This window comes from Achromobacter sp. GbtcB20 (assembly GCF_019091095.1).
In the GTDB taxonomy this organism is placed as follows: domain Bacteria; phylum Pseudomonadota; class Gammaproteobacteria; order Burkholderiales; family Burkholderiaceae_B; genus Achromobacter; species Achromobacter mucicolens.
Genome location: NZ_JAGXJZ010000023.1, coordinates 43,568 through 68,673, shown reverse-complemented (window position 1 = coordinate 68,673; position 25,106 = coordinate 43,568). Strand labels below are relative to the sequence as shown.

Genomic DNA, 25,106 nt, shown 5'->3' with positions numbered 1-25,106 from the left:
GGCAGGCACATCTGACGGCGCCCTGGAAAAGCCAGTGTAGGAGCCGCCTAGTATTTGAAAAAATTCTTTTTTGCACATAGGCTATGCAGAATTGCCATACTCTGTGACGCCATGAGCCGACCGCTGAATTTCCGCCAGATCGAAGCCTTCCATGCGGTGATGCTGGCGGGCACCACCACCGGCGCGGCCCAGATGCTGCGCACCACCCAACCTTCGGTCAGCCGGCTGCTGGCGCAGACCCAGCAGGCCACCGGGCTGCGCCTGTTCGACATGGAGCGCGGGCGGCTGCGGCCCACGCGCGAGGCGAAGGATCTCTTCGACACGGTGCAGCGTCATTTCGTGGGCTTGGAACGAATCGAGGATCGGGTCGCGGCCATGCGCCGCAGCGGCAGCGGCGTGCTGCGCCTGGCGTGCACGCCAGCGCTGGGCCTGGGCATGTTGCCCGGCGCGGTGGAGGAATTCGCGCAGCGCTATCCGGATGTCCACATCAACATGCAGACGGTCGGCAGCCAATACTTGCGCGAAGGGCTGCTGCATGGAACCTACGACGTGGTCGTGACCACCGCGCCGCTGGAGGGGACGCAACTCGATTTGCGCACCCTGCACGAAAGCGCCGCCGTGTGTGTGATGCGGCCGGATCACCCGCTGGCCGCGCAGGCGAGCGTCGGCATCATGGATCTGCATGCGCGGCGGCTGCTGGTGCTCAATGCGGACGACGACGTGTACCTGCAGCTTCGCGGTGCGATGCAGGAACACCGGGTCCAGCCTGCGTCCGAAATCGAAACCACCTATTCGTCGACGATCTGCGCGCTGGCCGCGGCGGGCAGCGGACTGGGCATCGTCAATCCGTACATTGCCGGCGTGTTTGCCGGCCAGTTGGCCATCCGGCCGTTCACGCCGCGCCTGCCGGTGCGCGTCAGCATGGCCTACCCGACGCAGACGGCGCCATCGCTGGTGACGGAAGCGTTCGTGGAGATTCTGGCGGGCCGGTGCAGGGGTTTGCCCCAACCGTAATTAAAACCGCCGGCTGGATGCCGGCGGTGGTCGGGCGACGGCTGCGCGTCAGGGCTTGGGCGTGTCGTACGACGTATCCAGCACGTCGTCTTCCGGCGTGATGACGCCGGGCTCGCCGGGTTCGGCAATGGCGCGTCCGCGCCGCGGCATGCCGGCCACGACCTTGCTTTCATCGGGCATGGGCAGGGTTTCGGTGCCCTTGCGCGGGTCGGTGTGAGGCTTTTGTTCGTCAGCGGCCTTGGACGCAGCGTTCGGATCGGGAGAGGTTTTCAACATGGCGATTGCTCCGACTGCGCGCATGCCAGGATGGCGATGCGCCTGGACATGGACCTATCTTAGAACCGCCGCCGCGGGCAGTCTGCGTTCTGGATGTCACGATTGCAAGGGGCTGTTGCAGGACAACGGCCCCCAAAGTTGCCACACTGCATCCTTATAATCCTCAACTTCCCGCCGCCTTGCGCGCGCCGACACCCACACTTCCTATTCCTCGCCTGCCTTGACCGAATCCGTCGAACGCTCCGTTCATGCTGAACTCGTTGCCGTGCTGGTGGCCGTCACGAACGGGGAGCCGCGCGTGCTGACCACGGACGATGCGCGCGCGTTGCCGGCGGGACCGTTCGAGCTGTCGCATCGTTCGCTGCAGGCCGGTTTGCGAGACTGGGTGGAAGCGCAGACGCACCATCCGCTGGGCTATGTTGAGCAGCTTTATACGTTCGCGGACGGCGACCGCTCCGATGAGTCGGGCGGGCGCGTCATCTCGGTCAGCTATCTGGGCCTGACGCGCGAGGCGGGCGAAACGGGCGTTGCGCAGGTCGGATGGCAGGATTGGTATCGCTATTTTCCGTGGGAGGACCGGCGCGCCGGCACCCCCGCGCTGGTGGACGAGGTGATCGTGCCGCGCCTGTCGACCTGGTGCGAAGACAGTGCGGACGCCTCGGTCCGCGCGCGCCGCCATCAACGCGCAGCCATTACGTTCGGCCTGGACGGCGCCGCGTGGAACGAAGACATGGTTCTGCAACGCTACGAACTGCTGTTCGAAGCCGGGCTGGTGCCCGAGGCGGCGCGGCGCACCGGGGGCCAGGCCGCAGCGCCGGGGCAGCCGATGCGTCACGACCATCGGCGCATCCTGGCCACCGGCATCGCGCGCTTGCGCGCCAAGATCAAGTACCGGCCAGTGGTGTTCGAACTGATGCCGGACGAGTTCACGCTGCTGCAGTTGCAGATGGCGGTCGAGGCGCTGGCGGGGCGGGGTCTGCACAAGCAGAACTTTCGCCGCTTCATCGAGCAGCAGGATCTGGTGGAAGAGACCGGCGCGATGGCGACCGGGACGGCCGGACGGCCTGCCAAGCTTTTCCGGTTCCGCCGGGATGTCCTGCTGGAGCGCGCCATTGCAGGCAGCAAGCTGCCCGTCTCGCGTGTCGTTTGACGCTTGACAAGGCTTATACTCATATTTAGCATAAATGTTGCGCAAATCTCGCGCGCCTTTTTTTACGCTAAAAATACTCAAAATGAGCATTAAAGCCGCTGTGCCCGCCGCCGCTGATCGCCTGCCCGTTCCGCCCTTGCCGGACGTCATGCTGGAGCCGCTTGTGCGCGCGGCGCTGTTGGAAGACCTGGGCCGCGCTGGCGACCTGACCACCGACGCCATCGTGCCGGCCGACGCCACCGCCGAAACGCGGCTGGTGGCGCGGCAGGAGGGCGTGCTGGCGGGGCTGGATCTGGCCCGCCTGGCGTTCCGGCTGATGGATCCCAGTCTTGCGTTCACGGTGTCTCACCGCGACGGCACTGATCTGGCGCCGGGGATGGAGATCGCACGCATTCAGGGCAATGCCCGCGCGATGCTCAGCGCGGAGCGGGTCGCGCTCAATTTCCTGTGCCATCTGAGCGGCGTGGCGACCGCCACGGCGTCGATTGCGCGCGCGATTGCGGGTTACGGCGCGCGCGTCACGTGCACGCGCAAGACCATGCCGGGACTGCGGGCGGTGCAGAAGTACGCCGTGCGCGTGGGGGGCGGCAGCAATCACCGTCACGGGCTGGACGATGCGGTGCTGATCAAGGACAACCACATCGCGCTGGCCGGCAGCGTGGCGACGGCCGTCGAGCGCGCACGCGCCGGCGTCGGCCACATGGTCAAGATCGAACTGGAGGTCGACACGCTGGAGCAGCTTGAGGTCGCGCTGGCGCTGGGCGTGGACGTGGTGCTGCTGGACAACATGAGCCTGGACGACCTGCGCCGCGCCGTCGCCATGGCGCGGGGCCGGGCGATTACCGAAGCCTCGGGCCGCATCACGCCCGACACCGCGGCGGCCGTGGCCGCCACCGGCGTGGACCAGATCGCCGTGGGCTGGCTGACGCACAGCGCCAAGGTGCTCGACATCGGTCTGGACGCCTGAACTTTTATCGGCCTGCAAAATGAAACGCCTGCTGCTTTCGTCGCTCTCGCTGCTGACCCTGACCCTGACTGCCTGCGGCAATCCGCCGTCGGGCGAAGCGCCTGCAGACGCATCGTATCCATCGCATCCGATCACGATCGTCGTGACGTTTCCGCCGGGCGGCGGCACCGACCTGCTTGCGCGCCGCCTCGGCGCCAGCCTGCAGGAGTCGCTGGGGCAGCCGGTCGTGGTGGAAAACCGGCCGGGCGCAAGCGGCAACATTGGCGCGCGCATCGTGGCCGAAGCGCCGCCCGACGGCTACACGCTGCTGATGGTGAATAGTTCGTTTGCGATCAACCCCGGTGTCTACCGCAACCTGGGCTTCTCGCCCAAGCGGGATTTTGCGGCAGTCATCAACGTGGCCTTCGTGCCGTCGGTGTTCGTCGTGCCGGCCGCCTCGCCCCTGCGCAACCTGGACGACGTGATCGCTGCCGCCGTGCCGGACAAGCCGCTGCCCTTTGCCACCTGCGGCAACGGCACGCCGCAACATCTGGCGGGCGAGCTGCTCTCTCGCAAGACGGGCGCGGTGATGCAGCAGGTGCCGTACAAGGGCTGCGGCCCGGCGCTCACGGATGTGACGGCGGGTCAGGTGGGCCTGGGGGTGGTGACGGCGTCCAGCGCGGCGCCGCTCATTGCGGCCGGCAAGCTGCGCGCGCTGGCCGTGACGTCGCCGGCGCGTTCGCCGTTGATGCCCACGGTGCCGACGGTGGCCGAACAGGGCGTGTCCGGCTACGCGCTGGATCAGTGGCATGGCCTCTTGACCCCGGCGGCCACGCCGCCCGCAGTGGTCGACAAGCTGAATGCCGCGGTGGCGAAGATCGTGCGGCGGCCAGACGTGCAGGCCGCGCTGCGCGAGCAGGGTTTCACGCCTGCCAGCAGCACGCCGGAAGCATTCCAGCGGATGATCGGCGCGGATATCGACCGCTACACGGCGCTGACCGAGGCAATCGGGCTACGCGCGGACTGAGCTGCAACGCCGGCTACAAAGCCGGCGGCGTCGGTCAGACTGCGGCCTTGGCGTGCTGCTCCAGCTGTTCCTTCAGGCCCGGTTCCAGCTTGAGCTGGCGCGCCAGTTCGTCCAGGTAGGCACGCTCCATGAAGCTTTCCTCGTCCACCACGAGCAGGCTGGCCAGATACATCTCGGCCGCCATTTCGGGCGTCTTGGCCGACTGGGCGATCACGCTGGGATCCAGGGGACGCGACAGTTCGGCCTCCAGCCAGCGGCGGTCCTGGGCGTCGGACGACAGCTTGGCCAGTTCCGTTTCCAGCAGGGATTTTTCCTCGGGGCCGATGTGGCCGTCGGCCTTGGCCGCGCCGATCATGGCGGTGAGGACCGCATTGCTGTGCTGCTCGGCTTCCGGGGCCGGCAGACGGTCGAGCGTCTGGGGCGGCGCGGTGGGGGCGCCGGCCTGCTTGCGCTGCCAGTCGCCGTAGGCGCGATAGGCCAGCGCGCCCAGCGCGGCCATGCCGCCGTACATGGCGACCTTGCCGCCGATCTTGCGGGCCTTCTTGCTGCCCATCAAGAGGCCGAGGGCGCCTGCCCCCAGGGCGCCGCCGCCAAGCCCCGAAAGCAGGGACGAGCCCTTGCCGCCGGTGGCGTTTTGCACGCGGTTCGTGGTGTCGGAAAGCAGCCCTTGTCCGGACTGCAACAGTTGATCGAGTAATTGCCGGGCGCTCATGCGGCCTCCTGTGAATCTGACGGTCAGGGATATCGGACCATGGCCGCGGCAGGAAGTTCAGCTTTCCGTCAGGCGGGTCATCCGGCCCCGCAAGCGTTCAGCAAGTGCTAAAACCGTCCTGAAGCCGGCCATTTGGCAGTCCCCGGCAATCCCAACCAGGAGAATCGACCCATGAGCATCCGCGTGCGCCAGAATGCGCCCCAGTCCCTGCAGTTCACCGCGACGGCCGAAGGCCATGACCTGCCGTTGGACATGCCCAAGCCGCAGGGGGAGGGGCCGGATCCGCATGATTACTTCGATACGGCGCTGGGCGGCTGCAAGGCGATGACCCTGATGGTCTACGCGCAGCGCAAGGGGCTGCCGCTGGAATCGGTGGGGGTGGAAGTGGTGCGCGATGCCAGCGAGGAACGCCGCGGCATCTATCGGCTGACCGCCAAGCTGACGCTGCACGGCGAGCTGTCCGATGCGCAGATCGACGAATTGCTGGCGGTGGCCGAGAAGTGCCCGATCCACAAGCTGATGACGGCGGTGGACGTGCAGGTGTCCACGCTGATCGTGCGGCCGGACTGAGGAATTGCGGAGCAGGCGGCGGGGCCGCCTGTGCAAGGCGGGGCGCCGCGCCCCGCCCAGGGAAGTCTTACTCTTCCATGCCCGGGACGATGGTCGAGAAACCGCCGTCCACGTGGGTGATTTCGCCGGTCACGCCGGCAGCCAGATCCGACAGCATGAAGGCCGCGACATTGCCGACGTCTTCGATGGTGATATTGCGGCGCAGCGGAGCCTGGTTTTCGACGAACTTCAGGATGGCCGAGAAGTCCTTGATGCCGCTGGCGGCCAGGGTCTTGATCGGGCCGGCGGAAATGCCGTTGGCGCGGATGCCGCGCGGGCCCAGCGCCGAGGCCAGGTAGCGCACGCTGGCTTCGAGCGACGCCTTGGCCAGACCCATCGTGTTGTAGTTCGGGACCACGCGCTCGGCGCCCAGGTAGGTCAGTGTCAGCACCGAGCCGTTGCGGCCTTCCATGAGGGGCAGGGCGGCCTTGGCCATGGCGGCGAAGCTGTAGGCCGAGATGTCGTGGGCGATGCGAAAGCCTTCGCGCGACAGGCCGTCCAGGAAATTGCCGGCGATGGCTTCGCGCGGCGCAAAACCGATCGAATGGACCAGGCCGTCCAGGCCGTCCCAGTGCTGGGCCAGTTGAGCAAAGGCGCCGTCGATCTGGCTGTCTTCGGCCACGTCGCAGGGCAGCACGATGTTGCTGTTGAATTCGGCGGCAAACTCGCTCACGCGGTCCTTGAAGCGGTCGCCGACGTAAGTGAACGCCAGTTCGGCGCCTTGCTGATGACAGGCGCGCGCGATGCCGTAGGCGATGGAACGATTAGAAAGCACCCCGGTGACCAGGATGCGTTTGCCGGCAAGAAAGCCCATAGATGTGTCCTTTGATTTTTTCCCTTCTGGAGACCGCCTATTTTAGGGAATTTGGCGGTCCAGCGGGCGAGCGGCGCGGCCCCCGTGCCGGGGCGCCGCGCCGTGCGTGGCGGCTATCAGCCGCGCGCGTTCGTGCCGGGCACGCGCAGCTGCGTGCCGATCTTCAGGGCGCTGCCCTTGATGTTGTTGAGCGCGCGCAGCGCGTCGACGGTGGTGCCGTACTGTTTGGCCAGCGAGAACAGGGTGTCGCCCTGGCGAACCTTGTGGCTGCGCACGTTCGGGCGGGCGCTGGAGACGCGCACGGCGGGCGCCTGCGCGGCGCGGCCACGCGGCGCAGCGGCCTTGTTGTCTTGCGGAGCCGAGTCCAGCGCGCCCACCGGGGGCGCCAGCGACGCGATCTGCACGCCGCCCGTGCCGGGGTCGCCCGGCACCAGCAGCGCCTGGCCGTTGGCGGCCTTCTGGCGGCGGCTGATGTCGTTGGTTTCGCGCAGGGTGGCTTCGGACACGCCAAACCGCTTGGCGATGGACGCGTAGGATTCGCCGCGGCGCGAGTGGTAGACCTTCCAGGCGGACAGGTCGCCCTTGTAGTTGGTGAGGTTCGCGTTGAAGATCTCGACGCGGTCGGCCGGCAGCAGCAGGGTGGGGCCGTGGTCGCCGCGGATTACCGGGCGGTTGAACGAGGGGTTCAGGGCCTTGAACTCGTCCAGGGGCATTTCGGCCAGCTTGGCGGCGATTTCCAGGTCGATGTCGCTGTTCTTTTGCACCGTCACGAAGTACGGCGTGTTGCCGACGGGCGGCAGCGCCACCGCATAGCGCTGCGGATCGGCAATGATGTTCTTGATGGCCTGCAGCTTGGGCACGTAGTTGCGGGTCTCGTCCGGCATGTTCAGCGACAGGTAGTCGGTGTTCTGGCCGGCGGCCTCGTTCTTGGCCATGGCGCGCTGCACCGAGCCTTCGCCCCAGTTGTACGAGGCCAGGGCGAGGTACCAGTCGCCCTGCATTTCAAACAGCTTTTCCAGGTAGTCCAGCGCCGCGTTGGTCGAGGCGATGGGATCGCGGCGCTCGTCGCGCCACCAGTCCTGCTTCAGGTTGAAGTGCTGGCCCGTGGCCGGCACGAACTGCCACAGGCCCGAGGCCTGCGCGCGCGACAGCGCGGTCGGGTTGTACGCGCTTTCCACGAAGGGCAGCAGCGCCAGCTCGGTCGGCAGGCCGCGGCGGTTGATCTCGTCAACGATGAAGTACAGGTATTTGCCGGCGCGCTCGGCCATGCGCTGCACCGCCTCGGGGTGGGACGCGTAGTAGTCGGTCCACTGCTTGGAGAGGTCGGTGTTCAGGTTGGGGATGGCGAAACCGCGGCGGATGCGGTCCCACGCGTCAGCCGGCGGGTTGGTCAGGTCGATCGTGCGGGAGGTGTCCCGGGCGATGTATCGGCCTTGGGAATTGGTGGTGAGGTTCTTGCTATCGGGGGCTTTGGTTCCTGCGCAACCGGCGAGGACTGCCAGCATGAGCGGCAGAAGGAGTCGGGATAGATTCATCAGGTGGTCACTTGAAATCGTTCTTCCATTCACGAAGGGAGGCAAAGACCTCTACCGGCGTAGTCTGGCTGCGTCCGGCCCAACTTGCTGCGGCCTGGACGACGTCGGGCTGCTTTGTGCGCAAGAACGGATTGGTCGCGCGTTCCTGACCGATGGTCGAAGGAAGCGTGGGGTGTCCTTCCGCGCGTAATTGCTGGGCCCGCAGATGCCACGTTTGCAGGTCGCGGTTGGCCGGTTCGACGGCCAATGCCCAGCGAAGGTTCGCTAGAGTGTACTCGTGTGCGCAAAAAACTTTTGTATCTGGCGGTAAAGCGGAAAATTTTTCCAAGGAATCAAACATTTGCGCGGGCGTGCCCTCGAAAAGCCGGCCACAGCCCCCCGCGAAAAGCGTGTCGCCACAGAAGAGCGCGTGGTCGACGCCGGCCGCCCGACCTGCGTAGGCGATGTGGCCCGCCGTGTGGCCCGGAACGTCCAGCACCGACAGGTCCACATCCAGTTCCGGCAGCGTCACGCGGTCGCCTTCGGCCAGCCGGACATCGCAGCGCGGCAGCTTTTCGCGCGCAGGACCATATACGGTGATGCCCTCGATGCGGGACAATTCCAGCACGCCTCCCACATGGTCGCCGTGGTGGTGCGTGAGTAGAATGGCGCGCAGCTTCAAGCCTTGCTGATCCAGAAACCGCAAGACGGGCCCGGCTTCGCCTGGGTCCACGACCGCCACCTGGCCGTCGCGGACGATTGCCCAGATGTAGTTGTCGGAAAAGGCTGGCAAAGGCAAGACCGCGGCGTTGCGATCGCGGCCGCCTGCGGGGGCGGTCAAGGCTTGCATGGGATTCGAAGGAAAAAACGTGGCAGAAGAAACTCCGCCGATTGTAGAACTGGCCGAATGGTTCCAGACGCCGCCGGGCCAGTACGTGCTGGCCTGGGAGCGCGCCCAGTTCGACGCGGCCGTCGCGGATGTCTTCGGATATTACGCCTGGCAGGTCGGCCTTGCCGACCTGAACCTGTTGGGGGCCAACCGGATGCCGTTCAAGGGCTACGTGGGCACCGAGACCCCGGCGCCGGAAAGCCTGCCGGGCTGGCAGTCGCGCGTGGTCGTCGCGCAGCCGGAGGCCCTGCCGTTCGAATCCCAGAGCGTGGACCTCCTGATCCTGCCGCACACCTTTGAACTCACGCCCGAACCCCACAACGTGCTGCGCGAGGTCGAGCGCGTCCTCGTCCCCGAGGGCCGCGTCGTCATTTCGGGGTTCAACCCCTGGAGCATGTGGGGCGCCCGCACCCGCATGCCGGGCATGGAGCCCTGGCTGCCGCAGCCGCCGTCGTCGCAGGTGTCGCTGGCGCGGCTCAAAGACTGGTTCAAGCTGCTGTCGCTGGAGGTCGATGAAAGCCAGTTCGGTTGCTACGCGCCGGCCTGCCGCAGCGAAAAATGGCTTGAGCGCTGGAGCTTCCTGGAATCGGCCGGCGCCCGCTGGTGGAGCCTGGGCGGCGCGGTGTACATGGTCTCGGCGGTCAAGCGCGTGACCGGCATGCGTATCATCGGGCCTGCCTGGAAGACCAAACCCAAGCGCGCCCGCGCGGCCTCGGTGGTGGTCAACCGCCAGGCGGACGATGGCTTTGACCCCTCCTGAGCCGCCGGGCCCGCCTCACATTGCAAGCACAAGGACACGCACGCAGCACCATGCAGGACAACAAAACGAACGACCAGAAAGTGGAAATGTGGACCGACGGCGCCTGCAAGGGCAATCCGGGGCCCGGCGGCTGGGGCGTGCTGATGCGCGCCGGCACGCACGAAAAGACGCTGCACGGCGGCGAGCTCCAGACCACGAACAACCGGATGGAACTGCTGGCGGTCATCGAAGGCCTGCGCGCGCTCAAGCGCCCGTGCGTCGTCACGATCCACACCGACTCGCAATATGTCATGAAGGGCATGACCGAGTGGCTGGCCAACTGGAAGCGGCGCGGCTGGATCACCGCCGAGAAAAAGCCGGTCAAGAACGCCGAGCTCTGGCAGGCGCTGGATGAACAGGTCCAGCGTCATACCGTGTCCTGGCGCTGGGTCCGCGGGCACGCGGGCGACCCCGGCAACGAGCGCGCCGACCAGCTTGCGAACATGGGCGTGGACGTCGCGCGCCGCGCTTGACGCGGCAGGCCCGGCCCGCTGGACGGCTATCCGGGGTGGGCGCGTCGCGGCAGGACCCCGAGCACCTGCTCCGCGCCTCGCCAGGCGCCCCGCGGCATCCGGATATACCCTCGAATTTGCCGTCCAGGGCAGATTAGTTCTTTCATCGCGCTTCAGGATTGTTCCAGTATGTAAATCCGGGTGCTAAAGTGCCAACCCTTCCCTCCAGTTCCTGCGGCGACGTCCGAGTGGGGCATGCCCGGTCCGCGCCGCAACACCGCCACTTTCGCGCATGAAAAAAGCTGTACTGCTGGCCGCCGTCGCGGCAGGGTTGGCCGCGGGGGCCGCGCTCGGCGTATTTGTGCCGCGCTGGCTGGCGCCGGCCGCAACCCCTGCCCAGGCTTCCGCCAAACCTCAATCCGCTCCCGCCGCGCCGGCCCGTGTCGCCGTGGCCGCCGTCCAGGAAGTGCCTTTTGCGCGCGGCCTGTCGGCCGTAGGCAGCCTGCGCTCCGATGAGTCCGTCGTCCTGCGCCCCGAAGTGGCCGGACGCATCCAAGCCATTGATTTCAAGGAAGGCCAGCCCGTCGAGCAGGGCCAGCTTCTCATCCGCCTGGACGACTCCGTGCCGCGCGCTGAATTGGCGCAGGCGCGCGCCAACCTGACGCTGGCGCAAAGCCATTACCGCCGCGCCGTCGAACTGCAGGGCAAGGGCTTCGTCAGCCAGCAGGCGCGCGACGAGTCGGCCAGCACGCTGAAGGTGCAGGAAGCCGCCGTGGCGCTGGCGCAGGCCCGCCTGGACAAGATGACCATTACCGCGCCCTTTGCCGGCATCGTCGGACTGCGCAGCGTGTCCGTGGGCGATTACGTCAACCAGGGGCAGGACCTGGCACCCCTTGAGGCCATCGATCCGCTCAAGGTGGATTTCCGCGTGCCCGAGATGTACTTGAGCAAGGTGCGCGTCGGACAGCAACTGACGCTGCGCATGGATGCGCTGCCCGGCCAGGAGCGGCGCGGACTGGTCTACGCGGTCAGCCCGCTGGTCGACGCGGGCGGCCGGTCCATCCTGCTGCGCGCCACGGTCGCCAATCAGGACGGCGTGCTGCGCCCCGGCATGTTCGCCCGGGTGCAACTGCTCTTTAACGAGGACAAAGCGCTGGTCGCGCCCGAGGCCGCGCTATCGCCGTCGGGCGAAACGCAGTACGTTTACCGGGTCGAGAACGGCGTGGCGCATCGGCGCGAAGTGACCATCGGCGAACGCCGCGAGGGCCGCGTCGAGATCCTGACCGGCGTCGCCCTGAACGACATGCTGGTGGTCTCGGGCCTGCAGCGCGTGACGGATGGCGCGCGCGTGACCATCGTGGGCAACGGCCCATAGCCGGCCCTTCACCTTTTCAGCGATAGCGCCATGCGTATCTCGGAAACCTGTATCAAGCGCCCGGTGTTCGCGTCGGTCCTGTCGCTGATCATCGTGCTGATCGGCCTGATCTCGTATTCGCGCCTGACGGTGCGCGAGTACCCGAAGATCGACGAGCCGATCGTGTCGGTGGACACCACGTACAAGGGCGCCTCGCCGGAGGTGATCGAGTCGCAGGTGACCAAGCCGTTGGAAGACCAGCTGGCCGGCATCGAAGGGGTCAACGTGATGACCTCGCGCAGCCGCTCCGAACGCAGCCTCATCAACATCAAGTTCAACCTCTCGCGCGACCCCGACGCGGCGGCGGCCGAAGTGCGCGACAAGGTTTCGCGCGCGCGGCGTTTCCTGCCCGACGAGATCGACGAGCCGATCATCGGCAAGGTCGAGGCCGATTCCCAGCCCATCATCTACATCGCCGTGGAGTCGGGATCGTTCTCGGCGATCCAGACCTCCGACTACATCAACCGCTACATCAAGACCCGCCTGTCGGTGCTGCCCGGCGCGGCCGAAGTGCGCGTCTTTGGCGAGCGCCTGCCGTCCATGCGCATCTACGTCGACCGCGACAAGCTGGCGGCGTACGGATTGACGGTGCAGGACGTGGAAGCCGCGCTGCGCAGCCAGAACGTCGAAATTCCAGCGGGCCGGATCGAGTCGCGGGCACGGGAATTCTCGGTGGTGTCGGCCACCGACCTGCAGACGCCCGCCCAGTTCGAGGACGTGATCGTCGCCAACGTGAAGGGCTACCCGGTGCGGATGCGCGACGTCGCCAAGGTCGAGATCGCGGCCGCCAACGACCGGATCCTGTCCCGCTTCAACGGCAAGCCGGCCATCAACATCGGCATCACGCGCCAATCCACCGCCAACCCCCTGGAGCTGTCCAAGGCGGCCCGCCAGGAGGTCGAGCGGCTGAACGAGACCCTGCCGGCCGGCATGAAGCTGAACATCGCGTACGACTCGTCGGTGTTCATCGAGCGCTCCATCGATTCCGTGTTCCACACCATCATCGAAGCCATTGTGCTGGTGGTGCTGGTGATCTTCTTCTTCCTGCGCAACCTGCGCGCCAGCATCATTCCCATCGTCACCATCCCGGTGTCGCTGGTGGGCGCCTGCGCGCTGATGTATCTGTTCGGCTTCTCGATCAACACGCTGACGCTGCTTGCCATGGTGCTGGCGATCGGGCTGGTGGTGGACGACGCCATCGTGGTCCTGGAGAACATCTACCGGCACATCGAGGACGGCATGCCGCGCAAGGAAGCCGCGCTGCGCGGCTCGAAGGAGATCGGCTTCGCGGTGGTCGCCATGACCATGACGCTGGTCACCGTGTATGCGCCGCTGGCGTTCGCCACCGGGCGCACCGGGCGGCTGTTCATCGAGTTCGCGCTGGCGCTGGCGGGCGCGGTGCTGGTGTCGGGCTTCGTGGCCCTGACCCTCACGCCCATGATGTGTTCGGTGCTGCTGCGCCACCAGACCCGCCACAACCGCTGGTACAACCTGATCGAGGGTTGGCTGAACGGTCTGAGCAACGGCTATCGCCGCATGCTGGGCGCCTCGCTGCGGCATCGCTGGATCGTCGTGGTGATCGGGCTGGCCGTGGCGGCAGGCAGCGGCGTGCTGTTCAAGGTGGTCAAGAGCGAACTGGCGCCGGTCGAGGACCGCGGCGTGGTCTTTGGCCTTGTCAGCTCGCCCGAAGGCGCCACGCTGAATTACACGCTTGACAGCATGCTGGGCATTGAAAAGTTCTATGCCGACATCCCGGAAGCCAGCGGCAGCCAGGTCACGGTGGGCTTTCCCACGGTCACGGACGGCACCGCGATCCTGCGCTTGAAGCCCTGGGAAGAACGCGAGCGCAAGCAGCAGGCCATCACCCAGCAGTTGCAGCCGCAGTTCGCGTCGCTGCCGGGCGTGCGCGCCTTCCCGACCAATCCGCCGTCGCTGGGCCAGTCGGCCCGATCCAAACCGGTGGAATTCATCATCATGAGCCAGGCCTCGTACCAGGAGCTGTCGCGGCTGACCGAGATCTTCCTGGCCGAGCTGCGCAAGTATCCGGGCCTGCTGAACCTGGACACCGACCTGCGCCTGAACACGCCGGAGCTGCGCGTTCGCGTGGACCGCGACAAGATGGCCGACGTGGGCGCCAACGTGGACGTGGTGGGCCGCACGCTCGAATCGATGCTGGGCGGCCGCCAGGTCACCCGCTACAAGGACGAGGGCGAGCAGTACGACGTGATCGTGCAGGTGACGCCGCGCGACCGCGCCAATCCCACCGACATCTCGGGCATCTATGTGCGCGCGCGTGACGGCAGCATGGTCCAGCTGGACAACCTGCTCGGCGTGCACGAAGGCGTGTCGCCGCAGTCGCTGAACCACTTCAACCGCCTGCGGGCAGTGAAGATCGACGCGGCGGTGGCGCCCGGCTATGCGCTGGGCGAGGTGCTGGACCACATGCACCAGGTGGCGCGCGAGGTCCTGCCCAACACGATCATCACGGACCTGGACGGCCAGTCGCGCGAATTCCGCGATTCGTCGGGCAGCATCTACCTGGTCTTTGCGATGGCGCTGGCCTTCATCTACCTGGTGCTCGCCGCGCAGTTCGAAAGCTGGCGCAACCCGTTCATCATCATGCTGTCGGTGCCGCTGTCCATGACGGGCGCCTTGCTTGCCCTGTGGCTGACGGGCGGCACGCTGTCCATCTACAGCCAGATCGGGCTCATCACGCTGGTCGGCCTGATCACCAAGCACGGCATCCTGATCGTGGAGTTCACGAACCAGCTGCGCGACGAGGGCAGGGAGCTGTTCGAGGCCGTGGTCGAAGCCAGCGTGCTGCGGCTGCGCCCCATTCTGATGACGACCGGCGCCATGGTGCTGGGCACCGTCCCCCTGGCGCTGTCCACGGGCGCGGGGGCGGAATCGCGCCAGCAGATCGGCTGGGTTCTGGTGGGCGGGCTGTTGCTGGGTACACTACTGACCTTGTTCGTCGTGCCGGTGGCCTACACGCTGATTGCCACCGCACGCAAGAAGCCAGGCACCGCCGGCAGCCAGGCGCATTCCGCGCCCACGCCGCCCGCCTCGCAGCCCCAAGCGTCGGAATAGTTATGCGCCAGATCATCTTTGACACGGAAACCACCGGACTGGACCCAGCACAGGGTCATCGCATCGTCGAAATCGGCTGCGTGGAAATCGTCAACCGCACGCCGACCGGCAACAACCTGCACATCTACCTGAACCCGGACCGCGACAGCGATCCCGAGGCGCTGGCGGTGCACGGGCTGACCACCGAGTTCCTGTCGGACAAGCCGCGCTTTGCCGAAGTCGCGGACGAATTCGTCAAGTTCATCCAGGGCGCCGAACTGATCGCGCACAACGCCGCGTTCGACGTGAAGTTCTTCAACGCCGAACTCGCAAAGATCGGCCGCGGTCCCATCACCGAATTCTGCGAGACCGTCACCGACTCGCTGCTGCACGCCCGGTCGCTGTTCCCGGGCAAGCGCAATTCGCTGGATGCGCTGTGCGACCGCTTCGGCATCTCGAACGCGCACCGCACGCTGCACGGCGCATTGCTGGACTCGCAGCTTCTGGCTGAAGTCTGGCTGGCGATGACGCGTGGCCAGGATGCGCTGCTGATCGATGTGGACGACAGCGCCGGCGCCAGCGGCGGCGGCATGGTGCTTGCCCGGTTCGACGCCTCGGGTCTGCCGGTCATCACGGCCAGCGCCGAAGAACTTGCCGAACACGAGGCCTACCTAGCCGCGCTGGACAAGAGCGTGGGTGGCGAGTGCGTGTGGCGCAAGGTCGATGCGCCCGTCGCGGCAGCCGCATAAGAAGTTATCAGAGGCGACTTGCACGCGTTTAAAAATTCGTGCTATTATTTCGCCTCTTTCGGGGTGGTTAGCTCAGTGGTAGAGCACTGCCTTCACACGGCAGGGGTCACTGGTTCGAACCCAGTACTACCCACCAAAGACCTTCCAAGGCGCTCAAGCCTTTGAAGTGCCCCAAAAGACAACGGCCAGTTCGCAGCAGGTTTTCGCGATGCCGGTCTTGTTCTTCGGGCAGCACGCAAAAAGCCAACCTTCATCGGTTGGCTTTTTTGTTTTTGATTCATTACTCTTTCTCTGATCTGGCGCAACCCGGCGGTACTGCGGTTGCGCCAAGCCTGTTCCACGCCTGTCTATCATCAATAAATCGGCGATTGACTGCCAAGCAAACAGGAGAAGGCCATGAGTCCGCACACCAATACCATGCTCATCATCATTTGCACGGGCGTGGCGCTCATGTTGATCGGCTTCGGGTTTCGTGACCGCAATCTTGGCATGACCCTGATGGGCCTTGGCCTGGTCACCGCCATCGGCGCGATCATCTACAAGGCCTACATCACCTTTTCTTGACCCCGCCGCCGCCGGCTTCAGCTTTTTTGCGCCTGCTGCCGGGCCACGCGCGCAAGCAGCGTGTCCAGCTGGTTTGCAAACGCCTTGCGGTCGGACTGGCTGAAGGACGACGGGCCGCCCGTGTCCACGCCGCTGGCGCGCAATTCCTCCATCATGTCCCGCAGCGCCAGCCGTTCGCGGATCGTCTCCGTCGAATAGCGTTCGCCGCGAGGATTGATCGCCATGGCGCCTTTCTCAAGCACCTGCGCGGCCAGCGGAATGTCGCCGGTGATGACGAGATCGCCCGTTTCCGCCCGCTCCACGATGTGCGCGTCGGCCACGTCAAAGCCGCGCGGCACCTGCACGGCACGGATCAGCGGCGATGGCGGGGTGTAGAGCGCCTGGTTGGCCACCAGCGTCAGCGGCATCTGCCAGCGCTGCGCGGCGCGAAAGAGGATGTCCTTGATGACGGCGGGACAGGCGTCCGCGTCGACCCAGATGTGCATCGCGCTTACGCGCCCAGCGCTTTCTCAAGCGCCTCGGCCACGAGGTCATTGGTCGACACGCCGCGTTCGGCGGCGGCGGCGCGCAGCTTGTCGGCCTGCGCCTGCGACAGCTTCAGAGGGAAGGGGACCAGGCCGGCGGCCTGATCCAGCTTGCGCTGTTCGCGACGGTCGGGCATCTGGGACGCGGCGCCGAAGCGGTCCGGCGTGGCCGATTGCTTGAGTTGGCCGGCCAGCTTCAGGGCCTGGTTCTTTTGGAGGTCGAATTTGTTCATCGGATTTCCTGATAGGGAGCGCCATCATAGACGCAACCCGGCTCAGCGCGGTTTGGCGTGCTCCAGTTGGGCGATGCCTTCCTCGGCGCCGTCATGTAGCGGCACGCTCAGGCCAAGCCGGGCGGTGGCCGCAGACACCTGCGAACCCTGTGTCGAACCGGCAGCCAGCAGGTCCTGCCCGGCCTGGTAGACGGCGCGCACCACGACAAGTGCTTCGTCGCGCGTGAGGTCGGTGGTGGTCAGCATCAGCGCCGCCACCCCCACCGTCGGAATGCGCTGTGCCTGATTGGGGTAGGTGCCGGCCGCGATGTCCAGCGGCATCAGCACGCTGTCCCCGGACGTGAGGGTCTTGATGGCGTCCGGGTCCAGCGGCAGCAGCTTGAGCTGCGCCGGAATCAGCGCATCGCGCAGCGGCGTGGCCGGCACGCCGATCACCTGGGCTGCAGCGTCGACCGTGCCAGCATGCAAAAGCGGCAGGGCGGCGACGAAAGGCGAGTCGGACACCTTGTAATCGCGACCCGCCTGCAGGCCATGCGCCGCCAGCACGGTTTGCAGCGTCTCGCGCACGGCCGATCCTTCCGGCCCCAGCGCGATCGTCTTGCCCTTGAGATCCCGCACGCCGCGCAGCGCGGGGTCGTCACGCACGACGATATGGACCAGTTCCGGGTACAGGCTGCCCAGGGCACGCAGGCCGGGGAAGGGGCCTTGCCCCGCGAAGGGGCCCGCGCCCTCGTAGGCCAGCCGCGCCGTGTCGGCCTGGGCCAGGCCGACCACGGCGTCGCCGCTGCGCAAGAGCGCGATATTGTCGGCCCCGCCGCCGGTGATGAGCGGCGACACCCGGATCTGGCGTTTTCGGGCGACGTCGCTCAGGGCGCGCGCAAACGCCAGGTACTCGCCGCGGTCCGGGCCGCCGGCCAGCGGGTAACCCTGCTGCAGCCGGGACAGGCGCCCGTTGATGCGTGCCACCGAGCGTTCCAGCTCCTGCTGCACGACGTGCTGGGCCGTGCTGGACGCGCTGTAGGTCACCGAATGCGTGATCTGGTCCAGCGTGTCCAGCAACTGGCGCGTGACCGGGGGCGGCGCGCCGGTGTCCAGCGACGGCGCTTCGGCCGCCTTGAAGCCTGCCGGCGTCACCAGCTTCCACGTCCCGCCTTCTTCGCGGTAGATGGCGCTGGCATGGGCGATGATGCGATCGCCCGCCTTGTTGCCGCCGGACTTCACGCCGCTGATGCTGCGCGGGCCCGCGCCCAGCAGCGTCACCAGCGACGCCGCGCCGGGCTGGTCCCATGCGCCCAGTGAAATGTCGCGGGTCAGTTCCAGGTCGACGTCGTAATAGACGACGCGGCGGGTTTCGCCGGCCGGGGCGGTGCTGTCCGTGGCCGAGCCCATGCGCCTGAGATCGCTTATGCGAAACAGGTCCTGTCCGTAGGTGGCCTCCAGGCTGCGCGTGACGTCGGCGCGCAGGGCGTCCACGTCGGGCGCGCGGCCGCAGGCGGCCAGCATCGCGCACAGCAGGACCATCAGTAGTTTCTTGAACATGGCTACATCCCTCCCACGAATGGCAAGGAGATCAGCGAGCTCAGGACGATCACGTTCAGGATGTCCACCAGGAAGGCCCCGGTGACGGGGACCACGATGAATGCTTCCGGCGCCGGGCCGTGGCGGCGCGTGAGGGCCTGCATGTTGGCGATGGCGGTGGCCGTCGCGCCCAGCGCGAAGCCGCAGAACGCGGCGGACATGATCGCCGCCTCGTAGTCCCGCTTGAGCAGCCGGAACACCACCCAGCCGGCGTACATCGCGCACACCAGCGTCTGCACCGCCAGCATCAGCGCCAGCGGGCCGGCAAGGCGCGCGACGCTCGACAGGTCCAGCGTCATCATCGTCATGCCCAGGAAGAGCGACAGCGAGATCGTGCCGATGATGTCGGTGGCCCGGTCGTCGAGCCGGATGCCGACCAGCGGACCGGCGTTGCGGATGAGCACGCCGGTGGCCAGGCACCACAGGAAGTTGGGCAGGCTGACGGGCGCGTCTTCAACCAGCGCCGCCAGGACGCCGCCGACCACCAGGCAGACAAACGCCGCGGTCATGGACAGGATGAACGTCCCGGCCGTGGGCGGCTGGTTGTCTTCGTTCAGGTCGGGGGGCTGGTCGCCTTGAGCCGCGGTATGGTCAAGGCTGCCCGACACCTTGTGGCGGCGCATGATCCATTCGGCCACGGGCCCGCCCACGACGCCGCCCAGCACCAGGCCCAGCGTCGCAGCTGTCATGGCCAGCGGCATGACGTCCTGGATGTTGTTGAAGTCAGCAAAGCGTGTCGCGTAGGCCGCGCCGGTGCCATGTCCGCCCACGAGCGTGATCGTGCCGCCCAAGAGTCCCATGAGCGGGTGCATGTCCAGCAGCCAGGCCATGCCCAGGCCGACGGCATTCTGCAAGACGAGAAAGGGGATCAGCGCCAGCAGGAAGGCAATGAGGCGGGGGCCGCCCCGGGCCAGCAGTTTCAAGTTGGCGGTCAGCCCGATGCAGCCAAAGAACAGCAGCAGCAGCGTGGGCTTGATGCTGGTTTCCAGCGAAACGGCGACGCCGCCCCAGGTGGACAGCAGGTAGGCCAGCACGGCGAACAGCAGCCCGCCCACGATGGGGTCCGGAATGCTGTAGCGCGCCAGGACGCCGATGCGCGTGGTCATGACGCGTCCGATGACGAGCACGAGACAGCAGGCGAGCAGGGATTGGACGGGCGAAAGGGAGATCATATGAACCTTCGCGCCCCGCCGGGGCGCAGCAAGCCAGACTGTTCAAACCGATTTCAAGCCGTTTTCAAACCGCGTTTTCAGACCGTTTTGCCGCCGCATCGTTTGCGGACTGCGGACCTATCTTACGTCCGGCAAAGCGTGGCTGTACACGTTTTGAAAGACGGCTTTATCAGGCGCGTGCGGGGATTGAGGCCGGGAAGGGAAAGGCGCGCGACATGTAACTGGCGCCTGCGCCATAGCCGGCGAGTTTCTCGGCCAGGCCGGGAGGCTGCGGGGCAAGCGGCGCATACCCATGCCGCAGCCAGTAGCCGGCCGCCGACGCCAGGGACACCAGGCTGGCGCGCGTCAGGCCGTTGTCCACGGCGCGCGCGGCGGCGGCGCCCACCAGCGCCTGGCCCACGCCCAAGCCCTGCGCCGCCGGCACGACCGCGCAGTCATGCAGGAACCAGTGATCGGCCCGCGGCGGCAGCGCGGAAAGCGGCACATCCAGGGCGGGCGGCAGGCCCGCGTCCCAGGGATAGGAAATCAGATAGCCCAGCACCGCGCCGGATCTGCGTGGCGCATCCGGCTGGGCAACCCAGCAATATTGGGGAGCGAGCGCGAGGCGGTTCAGGAAAAAGCCGGCGCCCTCCAGCAGAAACTGCGGATAGGCGAGGGCCTGGGCCTGGAGGATGGCGTCCACATCGCTGGCCAGCATGGGACGGACTTGGTATTGCATGACGTGTCGAAGCCTGAAAACTGCCCGCCATTGTAACGATCGGGGCGCGCCGGCATTTCATGAAAATTCGACGAGCCCCTGCGCATACTGCACCGCATCGTGCCCCGCATTCCGTCCAATCAAAGTCCCATGCACATCCAGTTCCGGTCCGACCCCCCAGCGCCGCAGGTGTTGGGTAAGCCTCTGCCCCTGCGTTCCGTGTGGCCGCCGCAGACGGCCGACGTGCCGTATGACACCCGTGTTACCTGCGTCATTCCGTGCTTGAACGAGTGCGAGAACCTGCGCGTGCTGCTGCCGCTTCTGCGCAACCGGCTGTCGGCGTTGTGCACCAGCTGGGAAATCATCGTGGCCGACGACGGCAGCACCGACGGCACCGAAGCGCTGATGTCGGAATGGACCGAGCACGAGGGCTTTCGCCATGTGCAGCTGTCGCGCAATTTCGGCAAGGAAGCCGCGCTGAGCGCGGGCCTGGAGGCCTCCACCGGCAACGTGGTGATCTGCCTGGACGCCGATCTGCAGCATCCGCCCGCGCTGATCGAGCTGATGCTCGCGCGCTGGTCTGCCGGCGCTGAAATGGTGTACGCCGTGCGGCGCGACCGCGCCGACGAGTCCTGGCTCAAGCGCTCGGGCGCGCGCTGGTTCTATCAGTTGCTTAGCAATGCGCGCGGCGTGCAGGTGCCGGCGCACGCCGGCGACTTCCGGCTGATGGACCGCAGCGTGGTCGACGCGCTGATCGCGCTACCCGAGCGCACCCGCTTCATGAAAGGCCTGTATGCCTGGGTCGGGTTCAAGGGCGAGGCCCTGCCGTACACGCCCGACGAGCGCATGCACGGCACCAGCACCTACAGCGGTCTGCGCCTGTTCCGTCTGGCGCTGGACGGATTGACTGCCTTTACGACCTGGCCGCTGCGCATGGTCAGCCTGGTGGGCGTGGCGTTTGCCGTCCTGGCGCTGGCCTATGCGGGATTCCTGGTGGTGGACTACCTGATGTCCGGCAACGCCGTATCCGGGTGGACGACCATCGTCACGGCGGTGCTGTTCTTTGCCGGCGTCAACCTGATCTCGCTAGGCGTTGTGGGCGAATATGTCGCCCGCATCTTCGACGAAGTGAAGGGCCGACCGCTGTTTGTCGTTCGACGCACCCGAGGCGGTCCCGCCGGCAAGGCGCAGGGCTGATGATGGCCAACCTTAACAAGCCGGCGCGCTCCGAATGGACCCCGCCGGCAGGATGGCTGCTGCTGGCCGCGGGAATCTGGCTGGCCTGGTTGGCGTGGATGCGTCCGCTGACGCTGCCCGACGAAGGGCGCTACGCCGGCGTCGCCTGGGACATGCTGCGCAGCGGCTCGCACGCCGTCCCGCTGCTGGACGGCATGCCGTACTTTCACAAGCCGCCGCTGTATTACTGGCTGACCGAACTGTCGTTTTCCGTGTTCGGCGTGCATCCGTGGGCGGCGCGCTTGCCGTCATGGCTGGCCGCGTGGAGCGCGGCCGCCGGGTTGTACGTATTCGTGCGCCGGCATCGCGACGCGGCGGCCGCCTCGTTGACGGTGCTGGTGCTTTGCACCGTGCCGTTCTTCTACGGCGGCGCGCAGTTTGCCAATCTGGACATGCTGGTCGCCGGTCTCATCACGCTGTGCGTGCTGGCCGCCGCGGAAACCGTGTTGCGCGTCGAGCGTGGCGAACGGTGGCGCGCGATGTCCGTGGCGGCTGGCGCGCTGGCCGCGCTGGCGGTGCTGGCCAAGGGGCTGATCGGCCTGGTGCTGCCCGGCGCCATCCTGTTGCTGTGGCTGGTCTGGGAGCGGCGCTGGCGCGGGCTTAGGGCGCTGGTCTGGCCGCCGGCGCTGCTGGTGTTCCTGGCGGTGGCGGCGCCGTGGTTCGTGCTGATGCAGGTGCGGTTTCCGGGCTTTTATGACTACTTCTTCGTCTACCAGCATTTCCAGCGCTTCGCGGCCGCCGGCTTCAACAATGCCCAGCCGTTCTGGTTCTACCTGCCCGTGCTGGCCGGATTGAGCCTGCCGTGGTCACTATGGGGCGGGGGCATCCTGCGCCGCGCGTTCTGGATCGCGGGGCCGGCGCGCAGCCTGCGGCGCCTGGCCGCGGTGTGGTTCGCCGTGGTGGTGGTGTTTTTTTCGTTGCCGCATTCCAAGCTGATCGGCTATGTGCTGCCTGCGCTGGCGCCGCTCGCGTTTTTGCTGGCGGAGGTCATCCTGGCAGCGTGGCGCAGCGAGAACGGTTTGACGACGCCGCGGCTGGTGCGCATCAGCGCCGCGGTCGCCGCCGGGATCTGCGTCATCGCCGTGGGCATCGCCGCATTCAATGCGAAGGGCAGCGCCGCGCCGCTGGCCCAGGTCGTGCGGCAGGAAGCGCGGCCGGACGATACCTTCGTGTCGCTGCACGCCTATCCCTTCGACCTGGCGCTTTACGCGCGCGCCCCGCGGCCCACCTGGGTCGTGGACGACTGGCTCAATCCCGAGGTGCCGGTGCGCGACAACTGGCGCAAGGAGCTGTACGACGCCGCGAAGTTCGATCCGGTCACCGGCAAACAGGTGCTGATCAGCGCCGAGCAGTTCAACGCCACGCTGTGCGCGGCGCCGGACGGTGCGCGGTTCTGGGTGTGGGGCGGGCATGGCGATGGCGCCATCTACCTGCCACTGCAAGGGCTGGCGCCCGTCGTGACGAGCGCCCGGCATGCGATGTGGCGCGTGGACGCGGGCGCGGCGCTCAGGCAGCGGGTTTGTGCCGGAACGCCCACAGCCGGCTAGCGATGAAGGTGCCGAACGCCAGACCGATGAGGATCAGCGCCAGCAACGTGTCGTAAGGTACGTCGGTGGCGTGCAGCAACCAGGCATAGGCAGATTCGTTGATCGCAAAGCCGATCGCTGAAATAAAAAAGAAACGACGGGCCGCTACGGTCCAGGGTATGGGCGAATGTCGAAACGTGAGCCGGTAATGGCCGCTGAAGGACACCACGAAGGCGATCAGCCAGCCGATCAGGTTGGCCGCCAGCGGCGGTGCGCCAAACGCTTCGACGCAGCCCACGGCAACGGCCCAATGCGTTGCGGCGGCAGCGCAGCCGACGGCGACGAAAAGACTGATCTGCCGGATGAGGGTGCGCATGGGGAATGTGTCGAAGAGCTGAATGGAGAGACGCTGATGAGCAAGCGCGTCGTGGTGTGCGGTGATGATTTTGGCATGAATGCGGATGTCGATGAGGGCATGATTGCGCTGGCCGGCATGCGGCGGGTCAGCTCGGTCAGCTGCCTCTCGTTGGGCCCCACGTTCGCCGCCAATGCGCCCAGGCTGGCGGCGCAGGATGTGGACATCGGCCTGCATCTGAACTTCTCGGAAACGCTGGGCGCGGACGCCGAACCGCTGCCTTCGCTCGGCGCGTTGATCCTGAAGGCCTATGCGGGCCGGCTCGATGCCGCCTGGATCGATGCGCGGCTTGATGAACAGTTCGACGCTTTCGAAGCCGCGTTCGGCCGCGCGCCGGACTATGTCGACGGGCATCAGCACGTCCATCAATTGCCCGGCATCCGCATGCGCGTCCTGGCGCGGCTCGCGCAGCGTTACGGGACGCAACGGCCCTGGTTGCGCCAGACGGCGCCCGGCATGCAATGCGGCATTCCGCTTAAGGAATCGTTCAAGGCACACGTGATCGGCGCGTTGGGCGCGTCGGCGCTGGCGCGCGAGGCCCGTTCAAGCGGCTTGCGGACCAACCGGCGCCTGCTGGGCGTGTATGCGTTCGACGGCGGCCAGCGCCGCTACGCGCAGCTCTTGCAGACCTGGCTGTTCAATGCGCGCGAGGGCGACCTCGTCATGTGCCATCCGGCATTGGGATTTGCTAGAAGCAACGAGCAGGACAGCACGATGGCGCGCCAGCGCCGTGCCGAATTCGACGTGCTGGCCAGCCCCAAGCTGGGTGACTGGCTGGACGCCAACGGCGTGCGCATCACGCGCCTGGCGTTGACACGCGCCGATCACGAATTGCCGGTAGTGGGACGCGCTATCCCCGCGTGAGGCTTTCCAGCAGCCATGCGCCCGCCGGGCCCAGCGCGCGCCGGGTCGACCAGACCGCGTCGACATGGATCCGGCGCGGCCATCCTGGCACCTTCAGTTCCACGAGCTGATCGCCGCCAAAGCGCTGGATCATCCAGCGCGGCAGTTCGGTCCAGCCGAATCCCAGACTGGCCATTTCCAGCAGCATCAGGTAGCCGGGCGCCGACCACGTCGCGTGCGCGGGCGTGGCGTCCTTGTCATCCAGCTCGTACGTGCTCAGGCGCAGTTCGCGTTCGGTTTTCAGGTGGTCGGACGTGACCGACGGCAGGCTGGCCAGCGGATGCGAACGCCCCACGCACAGGACGATTTCCGAGCCCTCGGCCAGGCACGCATGCGCCACGTCCGGCGGGTAGGTTTCCTGCGCGGCCATCAGGCCGACGTGGGCACGGCCCTGCTGCACCAGCGCCACCACGTCCTCGTATTCCGCGATCAGGCATTCGAAGCGCAGGGCCGGGTAGCGCTTGTCGATCTGGCTCAGCATGGTTTCGAACGTGCGCGACTGGAAGGTGTCGGACAGCACGACCGTAAGCCGGGGTTCCAGGCCTTCGGACAACTGGCTGGCGCTGCGGTTCAGCCGGTCGTTGGCGGCCAGCACCTGCATGGCCTGTCCCAGCAGCACCTTGCCCGCGGCGGTCAGCGCGGGCTGGCGCTGGCTGCGATCGAACAGCGTGACGTTCAGATCCACCTCCAGGTTGGCGATGGTTTCGCTGATGGTGGATTGGCTTTTGCCCAGCTTGCGGGCCGCGGCCGAGAAAGAGCCTTCGGCGGCTACCTGGGCGAAGGCAGCCAGGGATTCAAGGGAATGACGCATGGCGGTGACCGGT

26 protein-coding genes and 1 tRNA gene are annotated in these 25,106 nt (G+C 66.8%); 15 read left to right on the top strand and 12 right to left on the bottom strand.

From position 1 onward, the window contains the following. Positions 1 to 111 precede the first annotated feature (111 nt). Positions 112 to 1,014 (top strand): LysR substrate-binding domain-containing protein, encoded by a 903-nt coding sequence (locus KVT32_RS23675; protein ID WP_152383354.1) that lies wholly within the window; start codon positions 112 to 114, stop codon positions 1,012 to 1,014. Positions 1,015 to 1,062: 48 nt separating this feature from the next. Here KVT32_RS23675 and KVT32_RS23670 read toward each other — a convergent pair whose 3' ends face one another. Continuing rightward, positions 1,063 to 1,290, bottom strand: coding sequence for a hypothetical protein (locus KVT32_RS23670; protein ID WP_056327865.1), 228 nt, complete (start codon positions 1,288 to 1,290; stop codon positions 1,063 to 1,065). Positions 1,291 to 1,510: 220 nt separating this feature from the next. Between KVT32_RS23670 and KVT32_RS23665 the strand changes: the two genes are divergently transcribed. From KVT32_RS23665 to KVT32_RS23655, 3 genes are all read left to right on the top strand, one after another. After that, positions 1,511 to 2,440: a hypothetical protein gene (locus tag KVT32_RS23665; RefSeq protein ID WP_217618904.1), complete on the top strand. Its 930-nt coding sequence runs from the start codon at positions 1,511 to 1,513 to the stop codon at positions 2,438 to 2,440. 82 nt (positions 2,441 to 2,522) lie between these two features. Beyond that, positions 2,523 to 3,407 carry a carboxylating nicotinate-nucleotide diphosphorylase gene (nadC, locus tag KVT32_RS23660; protein ID WP_062838512.1) on the top strand — a complete coding sequence of 295 codons (885 nt, stop codon included), beginning with the start codon at positions 2,523 to 2,525 and terminating at the stop codon, positions 3,405 to 3,407. A 19-nt stretch (positions 3,408 to 3,426) separates the two neighbouring features. Further along, complete coding sequence (locus KVT32_RS23655; RefSeq protein WP_152383357.1) at positions 3,427 to 4,413, top strand: tripartite tricarboxylate transporter substrate binding protein; 987 nt, start codon at positions 3,427 to 3,429, stop codon at positions 4,411 to 4,413. Between the two features lie 34 nt (positions 4,414 to 4,447). Here the strand turns inward: KVT32_RS23655 and KVT32_RS23650 are convergent, their stop codons facing one another. After that, entirely contained in the window at positions 4,448 to 5,125 is a 678-nt protein-coding gene (locus KVT32_RS23650) for a tellurite resistance TerB family protein (protein ID WP_142051255.1), read from the bottom strand. Positions 5,126 to 5,296: 171 nt separating this feature from the next. Here KVT32_RS23650 and KVT32_RS23645 point away from each other — a divergent pair, with 171 nt between their 5' ends. Next, positions 5,297 to 5,695 (top strand): OsmC family protein, encoded by a 399-nt coding sequence (locus tag KVT32_RS23645; protein ID WP_056327870.1) that lies wholly within the window; start codon positions 5,297 to 5,299, stop codon positions 5,693 to 5,695. Between the two features lie 67 nt (positions 5,696 to 5,762). On the opposite strand, the gene fabI is transcribed toward KVT32_RS23645, so the two are convergent. The 3 genes from fabI to gloB form a co-directional block, all read right to left on the bottom strand. Next, a complete protein-coding gene (gene fabI, locus KVT32_RS23640) occupies positions 5,763 to 6,548 on the bottom strand; it encodes an enoyl-ACP reductase FabI (protein ID WP_152383358.1) in 786 nt (261 codons plus the stop codon). Between the two features lie 116 nt (positions 6,549 to 6,664). After that, positions 6,665 to 8,083 (bottom strand): transglycosylase SLT domain-containing protein, encoded by a 1,419-nt coding sequence (locus KVT32_RS23635; RefSeq protein WP_152383359.1) that lies wholly within the window; start codon positions 8,081 to 8,083, stop codon positions 6,665 to 6,667. Positions 8,084 to 8,090: 7 nt separating this feature from the next. Continuing rightward, positions 8,091 to 8,912 (bottom strand): hydroxyacylglutathione hydrolase, encoded by an 822-nt coding sequence (gene gloB, locus KVT32_RS23630; RefSeq protein ID WP_217618903.1) that lies wholly within the window; start codon positions 8,910 to 8,912, stop codon positions 8,091 to 8,093. 19 nt (positions 8,913 to 8,931) lie between these two features. Here gloB and KVT32_RS23625 point away from each other — a divergent pair, with 19 nt between their 5' ends. From KVT32_RS23625 to KVT32_RS23595, 7 genes are all read left to right on the top strand, one after another. Further along, positions 8,932 to 9,711: a class I SAM-dependent methyltransferase gene (locus KVT32_RS23625; protein ID WP_056327932.1), complete on the top strand. Its 780-nt coding sequence runs from the start codon at positions 8,932 to 8,934 to the stop codon at positions 9,709 to 9,711. A 50-nt stretch (positions 9,712 to 9,761) separates the two neighbouring features. Further along, on the top strand, positions 9,762 to 10,223 hold the full coding sequence (rnhA, locus tag KVT32_RS23620; RefSeq protein WP_056327874.1) for a ribonuclease HI: 462 nt from the start codon (positions 9,762 to 9,764) through the stop codon (positions 10,221 to 10,223). 271 nt (positions 10,224 to 10,494) lie between these two features. Next, positions 10,495 to 11,577, top strand: a complete 1,083-nt coding sequence (locus KVT32_RS23615) for an efflux RND transporter periplasmic adaptor subunit (protein WP_217618902.1) — start codon at positions 10,495 to 10,497, stop codon at positions 11,575 to 11,577. A 30-nt stretch (positions 11,578 to 11,607) separates the two neighbouring features. Beyond that, positions 11,608 to 14,706 (top strand): efflux RND transporter permease subunit, encoded by a 3,099-nt coding sequence (locus tag KVT32_RS23610; protein WP_152383363.1) that lies wholly within the window; start codon positions 11,608 to 11,610, stop codon positions 14,704 to 14,706. A gap of 2 nt (positions 14,707 to 14,708) precedes the next feature. Then, on the top strand, positions 14,709 to 15,434 hold the full coding sequence (dnaQ, locus tag KVT32_RS23605) for a DNA polymerase III subunit epsilon (RefSeq protein WP_056327877.1): 726 nt from the start codon (positions 14,709 to 14,711) through the stop codon (positions 15,432 to 15,434). Between the two features lie 61 nt (positions 15,435 to 15,495). Next, a tRNA-Val gene (locus tag KVT32_RS23600) sits at positions 15,496 to 15,570 on the top strand. Between the two features lie 260 nt (positions 15,571 to 15,830). Further along, a complete protein-coding gene (locus KVT32_RS23595) occupies positions 15,831 to 15,998 on the top strand; it encodes a hypothetical protein (RefSeq protein WP_167427935.1) in 168 nt (55 codons plus the stop codon). A gap of 17 nt (positions 15,999 to 16,015) precedes the next feature. On the opposite strand, the gene KVT32_RS23590 is transcribed toward KVT32_RS23595, so the two are convergent. The 5 genes from KVT32_RS23590 to KVT32_RS23570 all read right to left on the bottom strand — a co-directional run bounded on the left by KVT32_RS23590 (position 16,016) and on the right by KVT32_RS23570 (position 20,202). Continuing rightward, entirely contained in the window at positions 16,016 to 16,483 is a 468-nt protein-coding gene (locus KVT32_RS23590) for a YaiI/YqxD family protein (RefSeq protein WP_056327878.1), read from the bottom strand. 5 nt (positions 16,484 to 16,488) lie between these two features. Continuing rightward, complete coding sequence (locus tag KVT32_RS23585) at positions 16,489 to 16,755, bottom strand: hypothetical protein (protein ID WP_056327879.1); 267 nt, start codon at positions 16,753 to 16,755, stop codon at positions 16,489 to 16,491. Positions 16,756 to 16,797: 42 nt separating this feature from the next. Further along, positions 16,798 to 18,294, bottom strand: a complete 1,497-nt coding sequence (locus KVT32_RS23580) for a TAXI family TRAP transporter solute-binding subunit (protein ID WP_180100339.1) — start codon at positions 18,292 to 18,294, stop codon at positions 16,798 to 16,800. Positions 18,295 to 18,296: 2 nt separating this feature from the next. Next, positions 18,297 to 19,505, bottom strand: coding sequence for a sodium/glutamate symporter (gene gltS / locus KVT32_RS23575; protein ID WP_217618901.1), 1,209 nt, complete (start codon positions 19,503 to 19,505; stop codon positions 18,297 to 18,299). A gap of 169 nt (positions 19,506 to 19,674) precedes the next feature. Then, positions 19,675 to 20,202 (bottom strand): GNAT family N-acetyltransferase, encoded by a 528-nt coding sequence (locus tag KVT32_RS23570; protein WP_217618913.1) that lies wholly within the window; start codon positions 20,200 to 20,202, stop codon positions 19,675 to 19,677. Positions 20,203 to 20,352: 150 nt separating this feature from the next. Here KVT32_RS23570 and KVT32_RS23565 point away from each other — a divergent pair, with 150 nt between their 5' ends. Together KVT32_RS23565 and KVT32_RS23560 are read left to right on the top strand one after the other, a co-directional pair. Beyond that, the gene (locus tag KVT32_RS23565; protein WP_056327883.1) at positions 20,353 to 21,399 is read left to right on the top strand and encodes a glycosyltransferase family 2 protein; all 1,047 of its coding nucleotides are present in this window, start codon (positions 20,353 to 20,355) and stop codon (positions 21,397 to 21,399) included. Between the two features lie 2 nt (positions 21,400 to 21,401). Beyond that, positions 21,402 to 22,985 carry an ArnT family glycosyltransferase gene (locus tag KVT32_RS23560; RefSeq protein WP_370638971.1) on the top strand — a complete coding sequence of 528 codons (1,584 nt, stop codon included), beginning with the start codon at positions 21,402 to 21,404 and terminating at the stop codon, positions 22,983 to 22,985. On the opposite strand, the gene KVT32_RS23555 is transcribed toward KVT32_RS23560, so the two are convergent. Beyond that, positions 22,945 to 23,340 carry a GtrA family protein gene (locus KVT32_RS23555; RefSeq protein ID WP_152383367.1) on the bottom strand — a complete coding sequence of 132 codons (396 nt, stop codon included), beginning with the start codon at positions 23,338 to 23,340 and terminating at the stop codon, positions 22,945 to 22,947. The genes KVT32_RS23560 and KVT32_RS23555 overlap by 41 nt on opposite strands. A 36-nt stretch (positions 23,341 to 23,376) precedes the next feature. On the opposite strand from KVT32_RS23555, the gene KVT32_RS23550 reads away from it, so the two are divergent. Further along, a complete protein-coding gene (locus tag KVT32_RS23550; protein WP_152383368.1) occupies positions 23,377 to 24,243 on the top strand; it encodes a ChbG/HpnK family deacetylase in 867 nt (288 codons plus the stop codon). Here the strand turns inward: KVT32_RS23550 and KVT32_RS23545 are convergent. Then, the gene (locus KVT32_RS23545; RefSeq protein ID WP_142051236.1) at positions 24,230 to 25,093 is read right to left on the bottom strand and encodes a LysR family transcriptional regulator; all 864 of its coding nucleotides are present in this window, start codon (positions 25,091 to 25,093) and stop codon (positions 24,230 to 24,232) included. The two genes, KVT32_RS23550 and KVT32_RS23545, sit on opposite strands and share 14 nt — an antisense overlap. Between the last annotated feature and the right edge of the window lie 13 nt (positions 25,094 to 25,106).

Coding starts and splice junctions, on each gene's coding strand:
- KVT32_RS23675 (WP_152383354.1), top strand. CDS start 112: ATGAGCCGACCGCTGAATTTCCGCCAGATCGAAGCCTTCCATGCGGTG.
- KVT32_RS23670 (WP_056327865.1), bottom strand. CDS start 1,290: ATGTTGAAAACCTCTCCCGATCCGAACGCTGCGTCCAAGGCCGCTGAC.
- nadC (WP_062838512.1), top strand. CDS start 2,523: ATGAGCATTAAAGCCGCTGTGCCCGCCGCCGCTGATCGCCTGCCCGTT.
- KVT32_RS23655 (WP_152383357.1), top strand. CDS start 3,427: ATGAAACGCCTGCTGCTTTCGTCGCTCTCGCTGCTGACCCTGACCCTG.
- KVT32_RS23650 (WP_142051255.1), bottom strand. CDS start 5,125: ATGAGCGCCCGGCAATTACTCGATCAACTGTTGCAGTCCGGACAAGGG.
- KVT32_RS23645 (WP_056327870.1), top strand. CDS start 5,297: ATGAGCATCCGCGTGCGCCAGAATGCGCCCCAGTCCCTGCAGTTCACC.
- fabI (WP_152383358.1), bottom strand. CDS start 6,548: ATGGGCTTTCTTGCCGGCAAACGCATCCTGGTCACCGGGGTGCTTTCT.
- KVT32_RS23635 (WP_152383359.1), bottom strand. CDS start 8,083: ATGAATCTATCCCGACTCCTTCTGCCGCTCATGCTGGCAGTCCTCGCC.
- gloB (WP_217618903.1), bottom strand. CDS start 8,912: ATGCAAGCCTTGACCGCCCCCGCAGGCGGCCGCGATCGCAACGCCGCG.
- rnhA (WP_056327874.1), top strand. CDS start 9,762: ATGCAGGACAACAAAACGAACGACCAGAAAGTGGAAATGTGGACCGAC.
- KVT32_RS23615 (WP_217618902.1), top strand. CDS start 10,495: ATGAAAAAAGCTGTACTGCTGGCCGCCGTCGCGGCAGGGTTGGCCGCG.
- KVT32_RS23610 (WP_152383363.1), top strand. CDS start 11,608: ATGCGTATCTCGGAAACCTGTATCAAGCGCCCGGTGTTCGCGTCGGTC.
- dnaQ (WP_056327877.1), top strand. CDS start 14,709: ATGCGCCAGATCATCTTTGACACGGAAACCACCGGACTGGACCCAGCA.
- KVT32_RS23595 (WP_167427935.1), top strand. CDS start 15,831: ATGAGTCCGCACACCAATACCATGCTCATCATCATTTGCACGGGCGTG.
- KVT32_RS23590 (WP_056327878.1), bottom strand. CDS start 16,483: ATGCACATCTGGGTCGACGCGGACGCCTGTCCCGCCGTCATCAAGGAC.
- KVT32_RS23585 (WP_056327879.1), bottom strand. CDS start 16,755: ATGAACAAATTCGACCTCCAAAAGAACCAGGCCCTGAAGCTGGCCGGC.
- KVT32_RS23580 (WP_180100339.1), bottom strand. CDS start 18,294: ATGTTCAAGAAACTACTGATGGTCCTGCTGTGCGCGATGCTGGCCGCC.
- gltS (WP_217618901.1), bottom strand. CDS start 19,505: ATGATCTCCCTTTCGCCCGTCCAATCCCTGCTCGCCTGCTGTCTCGTG.
- KVT32_RS23570 (WP_217618913.1), bottom strand. CDS start 20,202: ATGCTGGCCAGCGATGTGGACGCCATCCTCCAGGCCCAGGCCCTCGCC.
- KVT32_RS23565 (WP_056327883.1), top strand. CDS start 20,353: ATGCACATCCAGTTCCGGTCCGACCCCCCAGCGCCGCAGGTGTTGGGT.
- KVT32_RS23560 (WP_370638971.1), top strand. CDS start 21,402: ATGGCCAACCTTAACAAGCCGGCGCGCTCCGAATGGACCCCGCCGGCA.
- KVT32_RS23555 (WP_152383367.1), bottom strand. CDS start 23,340: ATGCGCACCCTCATCCGGCAGATCAGTCTTTTCGTCGCCGTCGGCTGC.
- KVT32_RS23550 (WP_152383368.1), top strand. CDS start 23,377: ATGAGCAAGCGCGTCGTGGTGTGCGGTGATGATTTTGGCATGAATGCG.
- KVT32_RS23545 (WP_142051236.1), bottom strand. CDS start 25,093: ATGCGTCATTCCCTTGAATCCCTGGCTGCCTTCGCCCAGGTAGCCGCC.